The following is a 10,878-nucleotide window of genomic DNA, read 5'->3' as shown; positions in this document are numbered from 1 at the left end:
GAGCCGGGCGGCGTCCGCGGGCAGCCCCGCCGGGTAGTCGCTGACGATCGCCACGTCCAGCGCCCCCGCGTGCAGCCGTTCCATGAGCCGCCCCGTCAGCCCCTCCGTCACCCGCATCTCCACCCCCGGGTACCGGGCGGCGAACCGCTTGAGCGCCGTGGGCACCAGGTCGACGTTGGCCGTCGCGAACGCGCCCACCCGCAGCGTGCCGCCCAGCCCGCCGTGGATGGCGGCCAGTTCCTCGCCCGCGCGTTCGAGCCGGTCGAGCACGGCCACCGCGTGCCGGTGCAGCGCCGCCCCTGCGGGCGTCAGGCGCACGCCTCTGGCCAGGCGTTCGAAGAGCGGCCCGCCGCAGGCGCGTTCGAGTGCGGCGATGCGCCGTGAGACGGCCGACTGGGTGTAGCCGAACAGCTCGGCCGCGGCCGTAAAGGACCCGCTCCTGGCGACCTCGTCGAAGAGGCGGAGTGTCCCGACGTCAAAGGCATTCCTGTCAAGCATGGCTGGTATGCAATGTAGTCGGTGGTGGAATGGCTCGCATCCCTGTTCACTGAGGCACGTGATTGCATTTCTCGGACAGGGACGCATGGGCGTCCCCATGGCCCGGCGACTCGTGGAGGCCGGGCACCAGGTGACGACGTGGCGGCGCGGGACGGGGGTCTCGCCCGCGGCCGCCGTGGAGGGGGCCGAGCTGGTCATCACGATGCTCAGCGACCCGGCCGCGGTGCGCGAGGTGCTGACGTCCGCGCTGCCGGGTCTGCGTGACGGGGCGACGGTGGTGGAGATGTCCACGATCGGGCCGCAGGCGGTGCGTGAGCTGCGCGGGCTGCTGCCGCCGTCGGTGGAGCTGGTGGACGCGCCGGTGCTGGGCAGCGTGGGACCGGCGGCCGACGGGACGCTGACCGTGCTGGCCGGTGGCGACGTGACGCGGTGTGTGAAGGTGCTCTCGGTGTTCGGCCCGGTGCGTGAGGTGGGCCCGCTGGGCGCGGGCGCGGCCATGAAGCTCGCCGTGATGAGCGCGCTGGTGCCGGCCCAGGTGCTGCTCGCCGAGGCGTTCGCGTACGGCGCCGCGCACGGCGTGGACCGGGCGGCGCTGGCCGAGGTGCTGGCGGGCACCCCATTGGGCGGGCTGGCTGAGCGGCTGGCCATGCCTCCGGCCGAGACGAGGTTCGCGCTGGGGCTGGCGGCCAAGGACCTGGGCCTGGCCGCCTGGGAGGGCGCGACGATGGCCACGGCGGCCCGGCTGCGGCTCCAGCAGGCCCAGGCCGCCGGCCTGGGCGACCGCGACCTGACGGCCATCGCCGACCACCTGGCCCCCCGGGACCACCTGGCAGCCGGAGACCTCCTGGCGACAGGGGACCATCCGGCAGCCGGGGACCACGCGGGTGGCGTGGCGGTCTCGCGCGCGGTGCCCGTGAACCCGCCGACCGTCCCGGCCACGAACGGCATGTACTCGCACGCCGTCCGCGTCGGTGACATGCTCTACGTCTCCGGCCAGGCCGCCCTGGACGAGCACGGCACGGTGCTGGGCGACGGTTCCATGGAGTCCCAGGCCGAGCACGTCTTCGAGGGCATCGCCCGCATCCTGGCCGACCAGGGGGCGGCGTTCGCCGACATCGCGTTCATCAGGACGTACCTGACGGACATGGACCAGCGGGCCGGCTACGGCAAGGTGCGCAGGAAGTACATCACGGGCACTCCCCCGGCCAGCACGACGGTGGAGGTGTCGAAGCTGTTCATGCCGGGCCTGCTGCTGGAGATCGACCTGATCGTCGCACTGCCCCGTCCGATGTGATCGAATTGTCCCCCGTCGGGGTCGGACCACCGCGGAGGGCGAATGAAGACGCCGGCCACCGTTGTCGCCCTTTTCCTGGCCGCGTGCGTCGTGACCGCGGGACTCTTCTTCGCGCCCGTCGTCATCGTGCTCCTGACGTACGGGTGCGGCTGGTCGGAGGACCGCACGGCCGAAACATTCGCCGAGCACGCCGTCTTCGACCAGGTCCCGCCCGGCGCCCGGACGGAGGGGACCTGGAGCAGCTACTGCGAGGAAGACGACGAGATCGTGTCCGTCGCACAGGAATACCGCTTCTCCGGCAGCCCGGAGGACGTGCTCGGCTTCTACCGGAAGGTCGCCGCCGAGCACGGCTGGGCCCCGCCCGCCCGCAAGGAGGACGCCGACCCGGACGAGCTGCGTTACTGCGGCACCGTCGACGGCATGAGGGTCGAGATGTGGCTGACGACCGGGTCGGACTCCTACGTCATCGATCTGAACGAGGGCATGAACGGCTGGTGCTGACCACCCGAATCAGCCCGAGATAGCCCGAAAAATCAGGCCAGCGGGCCGGTGATCGACTCCACCGCCGTCACCACGCTCCCGTCCGCGACCAGCCGCACCGCGGACTCGATCTCCGGCGCCAGGAACCGGTCGGGACCGGGCGCGGGCACCGTCTCGCGCAGCGCCTTGACCACCGACGCCGTCGCGGGGGCGGGCGTCAGCGGGGCGCGCAGGTCGAGCGCGCGGGCGGCGGTGAGCACCTCGATGGCCAGCACGCGGGTGAGCCCGTCGACCGACTTGCGCAGTTTGCGGGCCGCCGACCAGCCCATCGAGACGTGGTCCTCCTGCATGGCCGAGCTGGGGATGGAGTCGACGCTCGCGGGCACGGCCAGGCGCTTGAGCTCAGAGACGATGGCCGCCTGGGTGTACTGGGCGATCATGTGACCGGAGTCGACGCCGGGGTCGTCGGCCAGGAAGGCGGGCAGGCCGTGGTTGCGTGCCACGTCCAGGAAGCGGTCGGTGCGGCGTTCTGACATCGAGGCCAGGTCGGCGGCCACGATGGCGAGGAAGTCCAGGACGTACCCGACGGGGGCGCCGTGGAAGTTGCCGTTCGACTCGACGCGGCCGTCGTCCAGCACGGCGGGGTTGTCGACCGCGCTGGCCAGTTCCCAGCGGGCGACGGTGGCGGCGTGCGCGATCGTGTCGCGGGCGGCGCCGGCCACCTGGGGGGCGCAGCGCAGCGAGTACGCGTCCTGGACGCGGGTGCACGCCGCCGGGTCGCGGTGGCTGGCCATGATGTCGGAGTTGGCCAGGATCTTGGTCATGTTGGCGGCGGCCAGCGCCTGGCCGGGGTGCGGGCGCAGCGCCTGGAGCTCGGGCATGAACACCCGGTCGGTGCCGAGCAGCGCCTCCACGCTCATCGCGGCGCTCACGTCGGCGGTCTTGACCAGCTTGGTGAGGTCGGCGATGGCCAGGATGAGCATGCCGAGCATGCCGTCCGTGCCGTTGATCAGCGCCAGCCCCTCCTTGGCGGCCAGCTCGACCGGCTCGATGTGGGCCTGCTTGAGCGCCTCGGCGGCGGGCTGGAGCGCGCCCGCGGCGTCGCGCACCACGCCCTCGCCCATCAGCGTCAGCGCGACGTGCGCCAGCGGCGCCAGGTCGCCCGAGCAGCCGAGGCTGCCGAACTCGTGCACCACCGGCGTGATCCCGGCGCTGATCAGCGCGGCCAGCGTCTTGGCCGTGGTCGGCCGGACGCCGGTGTGCCCGGTGGCCAGGGTGTGCAGGCGCAGCAGCATGAGCGCGCGCACCACCTCGGTCTCCACCTCGGGCCCGGATCCGGCCGCGTGCGAGCGCACCAGCGAGCGCTGGAGCTGGGTGCGCAGCGCGGGGTCGATGTGGCGGGTGGCCAGCGCGCCGAACCCGGTGGAGATCCCGTACGCGGGCACCGGGCTCTCGGCCAGCTCGTCCACCCGCTGGCGGGCGGCCGCGATGGCGGCGATGGCATCGTCGGTGAGCTGGACGGCGGCCCCGTGGCGGGCCACCTGGATGACGTCGTCGAAGCTCAGCGGCTCCGGACCGACGTTCACGACTCCGTTGTCGCGCATGATGATCTCTCTCGCGTTAGGTAACCGGCGAATGCGATGTTAGCTCCTTACCGGAGAACAACGCAGACAGGCCCTCCCTGCCCTCGTCGGTGAGGATCACCGCGCGGGGGATGTCGCCCCGCCGATACCAGCCGCGTTCGAACAGCACGTCGGTCACTGCCGCGCCGAGCGCGCCGCCGAGGTGGGCCCGGCGCTCGGTCCAGTCCAGGCACTCGGGCGCGAATCTGCGCCGTGCGCTCCTGGCCCCCTCGACGTCCACGCCCAGTTTCGTCAGGAGCCGCTCCCCCGCGGCGGTCGGCTCCTGACCCTGGTAATAACCACCGTCCTTCAGCCGGTCGAGAAACCCGACGCCGGCCTTTCCCGCGAGATGGTCGTAGCAGGTGCGCGCCTCCTCCAGCAGCCTGGCCTGGCGGGACTGGCGCAGCGACCGCACGGCGGGCCGCGCGCTCACCCTGGCCAGCACCTCCAGGACCTCGGCCACCTCGTGCCCGGCCAGCCGGTAATAACGGTGGCGGCCCTGTCGTACGACGTCGACAAGCCGCCCGTCCAGGAGCCTGGCCAGGTGCGCGCTCGCCGTGGCCGCGCTGACCCCGGACAGCCTGGCCAGCTCCCCCGCCGCCAGGGCACGGCCGCCGAGCAGCGCCGTCAGGATGGCGGCCCGGGTCGGGTCCGCGATGAGCGCAGCCACGGGGGCGATGTCCGCGTCGCGTGCTGTGAAGTCCGCTGTGTAGTCCGCCGGCATGCTTCGACGGTAGTGCACCGATATTTCCACCCGCGCCGAAGTGTGCCGGGGGGTGGCGGCGGTCAGGCATGGCTCTTGCCCAGCGCGTCGCGTATCGCGTCGCGGGCCCGGTCCATCAGCGCCAGCGGCGTGCCCATCAGCAGGTTCCCGGCCGCGGACTCGGTGCCAGGATGCGGATGCGTGGGCGCCAGCGCCTCGGCCGCACGCACCGCGACCGCCATCGCCCGCCGCTCGGCCGCCGACGTGCTCGCGCGCAGCCGGGCGAACTCGTAGCGCTCCTCACCGCGCGCGTGCGCGGTCACCGCCGCCCGCAGCCTGGCCAGGTTCGAGGCGAAGTCCGGGTGGTCGACGCCGCCCCGGTCGAGGTCGGCCAGCAGCCGCTTGGCCTGGTTCTCCTCGCGCAGCCGGTCGGCCACGACGGCGTCGCCGCCGTCGAGCCTCCTGCGCGCGTACGGGTGGACGATCTCCTCCTCGGCGGTCTCGTGCACGGCCAAGAGCCCGACCAGCCGACGCAGGCGTTCGGCCCGGTCGCCGTCGTGCGCCTGCTCGACCTCGTCGAAGAGATCCCTGATCCGCCCGTGCTGCGCCACCAGGAGATCGATGACGTCGCTGTGCTCACCCACGTCACAGAACTACCCGATGCCTGCTGGAGCACGCGCTTCCTTGCCAAACCCAGACCTTTCGGCGGGCGAACCCTGGCCCGGCCCCGGGTAGACGCTGCGGCATGGCCTTCGATCCGCTCCAGGAGCGGGGTATCCCGCTGGACGAGCAGCTGCGGAACTGGCGCGAGCTCGACGTCACGCCCATCGACCCCGACCACGCCGACCCGTACACCCGCTGCCGGATCATCACGATGAACGGGATCGAGGTCGAGGCCATCCAGTTCAGTCACCAGCTCGCCCGCCACTGCCCCGATCTGGAGATCAGGCGGCAGCTCGCGCGGGTGCGTTACATCGAGGCGCAGCAGCAGAAGGTGGTCAACTGGCTGCTGCCCGGGGTGTCGTCGGTGCTGGAGACGACGATCGCCTACGAGCAGGTGGCCGTGGACCTGACGGCCTGGGTGGCCAGGATGGAGCCCGACCCGTACCTGAAGCAGGCCTACCAGTTCGGCGTGCTGGAGGACTTCGACCACCTGTACCGGTACGCGAACCTGTACGAGATGATCGAGCACCGCAAGGCCGAGAAGATCGTCGACCAGCTCACCGAGGTCATGCCGGGCCGGCCGACGTACCTGCATCACCGTGACCCGGTCGACAACGTGCGCGAGCCGTACGACAGGCACTCCACCGAGCCGTTGTCCCGGCTGCACGCCCTGACCGTCATGGCCGCCGAGCAGCAGACCATGAACTTCTACATGAACGTCGGCCCGACCTACATGGAGCCGATCGCCCGCCGCCTCTACCAGGAGATCGGGCTGATCGAGGAGGAGCACGTCACCCACTACGAGTCGCTGGTCGACCCGGGCGCGAGCTGGTGGGAGATGCTGCTCAACCACGAGTACAACGAGTGCTACCTCTACCACTCGTTCATGCAGACCGAGTCGGACCGCCGGGTGAAGGCCATCTGGGAGCTGCATCTCAACATGGAGCTGGAGCACCTGCGGCTGGCGGCCGAGCTGTTCAAGCGGTTCGACGGGCGCGAGCCCGACCAGGTGCTGGCCCCGGCGCTGCCGCCGCCCGTCACGTTCGAGCCGAACAAGGCGTACCTGCGCGAGCTGATCGCCACCCAGATCGACTGGACCACGCTGGGCACCGGGTACGTGCGTGAGGCGCACGAGCGCTTCGAGCGGATGCAGGCGCGGATCATGGGCGGCGAGAAGCCGCCGTCCGAGCGGGTGATCGACGACAACCGGGCCATCTCCGGGCAGGAGTACCGGCTGGAGACCGAGGGCGCGCACCCGGCCGGAATCCGGCTCGGCCGCTGACGCCTGGGCGGCCCGGCGACGGCCGCCGGGCGCTCGGTTTGGGGCTTGGGGCCGAAATTCGCTAGAGTTCTCTCGTCGCCCGGCGAGAGCGGGGGCAGACTGCGGAAGTGGCTCAGTGGTAGAGCATCACCTTGCCAAGGTGAGGGTCGCGGGTTCGAATCCCGTCTTCCGCTCGGAGCTTCCGGCTCGGTGGAGTGGCCGAGAGGCGAGGCAGCGGCCTGCAAAGCCGTCTACACGGGTTCAAATCCCGTCTCCACCTCGTGAGGACGATTAGCTCAGCGGGAGAGCGCTTCCCTGACACGGAAGAGGTCACTGGTTCAATCCCAGTATCGTCCACCACACTCCCCTGCGGGAGGCGAGCCCCAGATCTTCGGATCTGGGGCTTTTTCACGTCTCCAGCGTGGGGCCCAGGGCGCTGATCAGGCGGTCCATCCAGGTGCGCGCGTCGCCGCGGACTGCCGGGTACTCGGCGCGGAACTCCGCCCAGTCGACCTCCGTGCGGCGCAGCAGCCGGGCGAACGTCATCTCGGCCCCCCAGCCCTCCAGGACGTCCTCCAGCACCCGGTCGAGCAGGTCGCGCGGCACCGTGACGCGCTCGGCCAGCAGCACCGCGTCGTACAGGTCCTTGCCCTGCGGGTGCACGTCGCCGACCAGCCACTGGAGCTTCCAGGCCAGCGACAGCTCCGGCGAGGCCGCCTGGACAAGCGTCGGCTCGGCGCCGCCCGCGCGCGGGATCAGCGCCTGCTCCGGCGGGACCGGCAGGGCCTCGTTGAAGACGAAGTCGAGCTGGACCGTGCCCGGGGGCAGGCCGTCGGCGTGCCAGGTGAAGACGATGCGGCGGCCGGGGGCGCGCTCGTAGCTCCAGATGTCGTCCACCGCGATGCCCTCGGCCGAGATGCGCACCTCGCCGGACTCGGCCGGGGTGGTGACGGCGGCGGACATGAGCCCGCGGAACGTCTCGCCGGCCAGCCGGCCGTCCGACTCGACGGTGTGCGGGACCACGACCCAGTCCAGGTCGCCGGGCTCGCGGGCGCGCTCGCCCACCCACGCCTCCAGCAGCAGGCTGCCGCGCAGGACGAGATGCGCCTGCCACCGGGAGTCCGCGACCACCTTGACCAGGTGGTCGATGGCCAGCCGCCGGGCGCGGCGCCAGCGCCGGCCGGTCTCCTCGTCGGCGAAGGCCGGCTCACCGGCGCGGAACGCGCGCGGGAAGTGCTTCAGCGCCGGGTCGAAGATCGGCCGCTGCCGCGCCCCGGCCCCGTGCGCGAGCGGCAGGTACGTGGCGGGCAGGCCGGGCCCGCCCGGCTCGGGAATCGGCTCGGGCCCGGCGGCAGCGGCGGCCGCGGCGGCCCTGCGGGCGGCGCGTTTTCTGGCTGATGTCATCGCTCCTCGATCCAGCCGTCGTCGATGGCGGGGTTGTCGTCGTGCACCACGAACTCCTGCTCGGACTCCAGGACGGCGAAGCCGCCGCCCGCCAGCCCGGCCAGCAGGGCGTCGAAGCGGCCGCGGGCCTCGGGCAGCCCGAAGCCGCGGCAGCGCTGGGTGACGAAACGCTCGTGGGCGCCGTCGTCGCGGTGTCGTCTGGCGTTGCGTGAGACGTGCGCGGCGTGCGGCACGGCCAGCTCGGCCAGCCTGGCCAGGGCGGGCGGGCCGCCGGTGACCAGGACCTTGGCGTGGTGCTCGAAGTAGCAGCCGGGCAGCGCGGCGGCGGCGCGGGCGGTGCCGGGCACGTCGGCGTTCCACGGCGCGGCCTCGATCTTGACGCGGGCCACCTCGAATCCGGCCGCGCGCAGCCGCCGCGCCGTGCCGTCCGCGGTGGCGCGCTGCTCGGTGAGCGTGCCGCGGCCGGCCAGGGTCAGCATGGGCCGGGACGGCTCGCCGCCGCGATCGAGCACGATGTGGGTGAACTTGGCGCCGTTCGCGCCCGCCCAGCCACGCAGCCGCTCCGCCGCCGACTCACCGGCCGTCCCGCTGAGACAGGCAGTGGTGAGACGGACGGTGAGGTGGATGTCGAAGACACCGGCGAACTCGGCCACCTGATCCTCCTGCTCGATGGGAGCAGCAGAATCGCGTAGCGGACAGAGCCGGTCAAAAGGTTTAGCCGGTGACGGGTGGCCCGGCCGCCCGGAGCAGCGCGAGCAGGTGTTCCGGCGGTGAGACCTTGAGCAGAAGGCCGGACGCGCCGACGGCCGCGGCCTCCTCGCGGCGCCCGGGACTGTCGTAGGTGGTCATCAGGACGATCCTGGGCCGGTGCTCGCCGCCGAGCAGCGCCCGGGCGGCCTCCGTGCCCGACATACCCGGCATGTCCATGTCCATCAGCACCACGTCGGGACGCAGGCTCCTGGCCAGCTCCACCGCGCCGTACCCGTCCTCGGCCTCGCCGACGAGCCGGAGGTCGGGCTGGGTGGCGAGGATGAGGGCGAGCCCGCGGCGGAAGGCCGCCCGGTCGTCGGCCACCACCACCGAGATGGGCCGCCCGGCCCGGGCCCGCGCGCTCACAGGGGGACCGCCACGCGCACGCCCCAGCCGCCGGGGCGCGGCCCGGCGGAGAGCGTGCCGTGGAACAGGGCGACCCGTTCGCGCATGCCGATCAGCCCGTGCCCGGGCGGGCCGTGCTCGCCGCCGGTCCCGCCCTCGTCCACGATCTCCAGGCGCAGCTCGCGCGGCGTGTACGTCATCGTGACCCCGGCCCGGGTCGGGCCGGCGTGCTTGAGCGTGTTCGTCAGCGACTCCTGCACGATGCGGTAGGCCGACAGCTCCAGCCCGGGCGGCAGCGGCACGGGCGCGCCGACCACCTCCAGGTCGACCTCGAGACCGGCGCAGCGCATCTGCTCCAGCAGGTCGTCCAGCCTGGCCAGGCCGGGCTGCGGGGAATGCTCGCGTTCGCCGGGCACCCGGAGCAGGCCGAGCATCCGCCGCAGCTCCTCCACCGCCTCGCGGCCGGCGTCGGCCACCACGGTCAGCGTCTCGCGTTCGGTGGTCTGCTCGGGGCGCAGCATCAGGCGTACCGCGCCGGCCTGCATGGTCATGACGCTGACGCTGTGCGCGACGATGTCGTGCAGCTCGCGGGCGATCCTGGTGCGTTCCTCCACGACCGCCTGCCTGGCCAGCAGCTCGCCGCGTTCGCTCGCCTGCGCGGCGAGCTCGGTGTTCCTGCGCACGGCCAGCCCCGAGCCGCCCGCGATGGCGGTCATGACCAGCGCGACGGCGTAGTCGCCCGGGCCCGCGCTCCGGCTGCCCGCCCCCGCCATGGCCACGATGTAGATCAGCGTGAGCACGACCGCGCCGAGCACTCCCCGGTCACGCCACGGCCGTTCGGCCAGCACGGTGAACAGCAACAGCAGTTCCACGTACCACTGCCAGGCCGCGGCGGCGTCCGGCGCGATCAGGTAGGTGGCCACGCTGGCCACGGTGTAGCAGGTCAGCAGGGTGACCGGCAGGCGGCGCCGGACCAGCACCAGCACGCCGGTGGCCACCACGGCGGCCAGCCACCAGGCGGGCTCGGCGCGCGGCGGCGCCAGCGTGCGGCCCCCGATCTCCTCGGCGAGAGCGAACACAGTCGTGATCACCGCGATCAACCAGTCGATCGGAGTGGGGGGAGTACGGCGGAACATGGGCGAAGGTTAGAGGACGCGATTTACCCCGGAAATCCACCCGTAGGGTGATCTCTGGTCAACCGCGCGCCCCCTCTGGAGCGGGTGCCGCCGCGTCGTCGAGCCTGGCGCGGGCGGCGGCCGCCAGGCGGCTACAGTGAGCGGGCATGACGCCTCTGGAGCTGATCGCGAGCCTGCGCGCGACCCGCCACTTCACCGCCGATCCCGTCGCCGCCGGGCAGCTGCGGGCGGTGCTGGAGGCCGCCAGGTGGACCGGCTCGGCCCGCAACCGCCAGCCGTGGCGTTTCGTGGTGGTCCGCGACCCCGCGCTGCTGGGCCGCCTGAGCCGGCTCGGCGCCTACGCGGGACACCTGGCCGGGGCGCCGCTGGCCATCCTCCTCGCGGTGGACGCCACGCTGTCCACGCAGGACGCCGAGTTCGACGCGGGCCGGGCCGCGCAGAACCTCATGCTCGCCGCGCACGCCCTGGGACTCGGCACCTGCCCGGCGTCGTTCTTCCCGGCCGCGAACGCCGGCACGGCCACCGAACTGGCCGGGCTGCCCGCCCCCTGGCGCGTCAGGACCGCGATCTCGCTCGGCCATCCCGCCCCCGCTCCCCCCGGCGCGTCCGCCATCGCGCGCGGCCGCCATCCCCTGGACGTCCTGGTGATCGAGCACCCGCCGCGCCCGGCCCGCTGACCTGCGCGGACACGGGCGGCTACAGAGTTAAGACGTTTGCGGACA

At 72.8% G+C, this 10,878-nt stretch carries 12 protein-coding genes and 3 tRNA genes; 7 read left to right on the top strand and 8 right to left on the bottom strand.

Features of this window, described 5'->3' with window-relative positions; genetic code table 11:
* The coding region (locus HII36_RS31120; RefSeq protein ID WP_217370190.1) for a LysR family transcriptional regulator at positions 1-498 on the bottom strand (498 nt) is incomplete at its 3' end.
* Positions 499-556: 58 nt separating this feature from the next.
* Between HII36_RS31120 and HII36_RS31115 the strand changes: the two genes are divergently transcribed.
* A complete protein-coding gene (locus tag HII36_RS31115; RefSeq protein WP_328807967.1) occupies positions 557-1,792 on the top strand; it encodes a Rid family hydrolase in 1,236 nt (411 codons plus the stop codon).
* A 42-nt stretch (positions 1,793-1,834) separates the two neighbouring features.
* Positions 1,835-2,293: a hypothetical protein gene (locus tag HII36_RS31110; protein WP_173526847.1), complete on the top strand. Its 459-nt coding sequence runs from the start codon at positions 1,835-1,837 to the stop codon at positions 2,291-2,293.
* Positions 2,294-2,325: 32 nt separating this feature from the next.
* Here the strand turns inward: HII36_RS31110 and hutH are convergent, their stop codons facing one another.
* From hutH to HII36_RS31095, 3 genes are all read right to left on the bottom strand, one after another.
* Positions 2,326-3,876 carry a histidine ammonia-lyase gene (hutH, locus tag HII36_RS31105; RefSeq protein ID WP_173526846.1) on the bottom strand — a complete coding sequence of 517 codons (1,551 nt, stop codon included), beginning with the start codon at positions 3,874-3,876 and terminating at the stop codon, positions 2,326-2,328.
* A 16-nt stretch (positions 3,877-3,892) separates the two neighbouring features.
* Positions 3,893-4,618: an ArsR/SmtB family transcription factor gene (locus tag HII36_RS31100; protein ID WP_173526845.1), complete on the bottom strand. Its 726-nt coding sequence runs from the start codon at positions 4,616-4,618 to the stop codon at positions 3,893-3,895.
* 62 nt (positions 4,619-4,680) lie between these two features.
* Positions 4,681-5,241 carry a hemerythrin domain-containing protein gene (locus HII36_RS31095; protein ID WP_173526844.1) on the bottom strand — a complete coding sequence of 187 codons (561 nt, stop codon included), beginning with the start codon at positions 5,239-5,241 and terminating at the stop codon, positions 4,681-4,683.
* A 101-nt stretch (positions 5,242-5,342) separates the two neighbouring features.
* Between HII36_RS31095 and HII36_RS31090 the strand changes: the two genes are divergently transcribed.
* The 4 genes from HII36_RS31090 to HII36_RS31075 all read left to right on the top strand — a co-directional run bounded on the left by HII36_RS31090 (position 5,343) and on the right by HII36_RS31075 (position 6,881).
* Entirely contained in the window at positions 5,343-6,542 is a 1,200-nt protein-coding gene (locus HII36_RS31090) for a hypothetical protein (RefSeq protein WP_173526843.1), read from the top strand.
* Between the two features lie 101 nt (positions 6,543-6,643).
* Positions 6,644-6,715 (top strand) — tRNA-Gly (locus HII36_RS31085).
* 15 nt (positions 6,716-6,730) lie between these two features.
* Positions 6,731-6,801, top strand: a tRNA-Cys gene (locus HII36_RS31080).
* A gap of 5 nt (positions 6,802-6,806) precedes the next feature.
* Positions 6,807-6,881, top strand: a tRNA-Val gene (locus tag HII36_RS31075).
* Positions 6,882-6,929: 48 nt separating this feature from the next.
* On the opposite strand, the gene HII36_RS31070 is transcribed toward HII36_RS31075, so the two are convergent.
* The 4 genes from HII36_RS31070 to HII36_RS31055 form a co-directional block, all read right to left on the bottom strand.
* Positions 6,930-7,925, bottom strand: a complete 996-nt coding sequence (locus HII36_RS31070) for a nucleotidyl transferase AbiEii/AbiGii toxin family protein (protein WP_173526842.1) — start codon at positions 7,923-7,925, stop codon at positions 6,930-6,932.
* Entirely contained in the window at positions 7,922-8,578 is a 657-nt protein-coding gene (locus tag HII36_RS31065; protein WP_328807966.1) for a hypothetical protein, read from the bottom strand. Before HII36_RS31065 ends, HII36_RS31070 begins: the two co-directional genes overlap by 4 nt.
* Positions 8,579-8,639: 61 nt before the next feature.
* On the bottom strand, positions 8,640-9,041 hold the full coding sequence (locus HII36_RS31060; RefSeq protein ID WP_173526841.1) for a response regulator: 402 nt from the start codon (positions 9,039-9,041) through the stop codon (positions 8,640-8,642).
* Positions 9,038-10,156 carry a sensor histidine kinase gene (locus HII36_RS31055; protein ID WP_217370189.1) on the bottom strand — a complete coding sequence of 373 codons (1,119 nt, stop codon included), beginning with the start codon at positions 10,154-10,156 and terminating at the stop codon, positions 9,038-9,040. The genes HII36_RS31060 and HII36_RS31055 overlap by 4 nt, the downstream gene beginning before the upstream one ends.
* 146 nt (positions 10,157-10,302) lie before the next feature.
* Here HII36_RS31055 and HII36_RS31050 point away from each other — a divergent pair, with 146 nt between their 5' ends.
* Complete coding sequence (locus HII36_RS31050; protein WP_173526839.1) at positions 10,303-10,833, top strand: nitroreductase family protein; 531 nt, start codon at positions 10,303-10,305, stop codon at positions 10,831-10,833.
* Positions 10,834-10,878: the final 45 nt, after the last annotated feature.

The sequence above is a fragment of the Nonomuraea antri genome (genome assembly GCF_013283785.1).
GTDB lineage: Bacteria > Actinomycetota > Actinomycetes > Streptosporangiales > Streptosporangiaceae > Nonomuraea > Nonomuraea antri.
Note: the sequence above shows the minus strand (reverse complement) of the source record. Positions and strands in the feature narration are given on the sequence as shown.

Excerpts from the sequence above, each read along its gene's own strand:
- HII36_RS31110 (WP_173526847.1), top strand. The coding sequence starts at position 1,835 with ATGAAGACGCCGGCCACCGTTGTCGCCCTTTTCCTGGCCGCGTGCGTC.
- hutH (WP_173526846.1), bottom strand. The coding sequence starts at position 3,876 with ATGCGCGACAACGGAGTCGTGAACGTCGGTCCGGAGCCGCTGAGCTTC.
- HII36_RS31100 (WP_173526845.1), bottom strand. The coding sequence starts at position 4,618 with ATGCCGGCGGACTACACAGCGGACTTCACAGCACGCGACGCGGACATC.
- HII36_RS31090 (WP_173526843.1), top strand. The coding sequence starts at position 5,343 with ATGGCCTTCGATCCGCTCCAGGAGCGGGGTATCCCGCTGGACGAGCAG.
- HII36_RS31070 (WP_173526842.1), bottom strand. The coding sequence starts at position 7,925 with ATGACATCAGCCAGAAAACGCGCCGCCCGCAGGGCCGCCGCGGCCGCC.
- HII36_RS31055 (WP_217370189.1), bottom strand. The coding sequence starts at position 10,156 with ATGTTCCGCCGTACTCCCCCCACTCCGATCGACTGGTTGATCGCGGTG.
- HII36_RS31050 (WP_173526839.1), top strand. The coding sequence starts at position 10,303 with ATGACGCCTCTGGAGCTGATCGCGAGCCTGCGCGCGACCCGCCACTTC.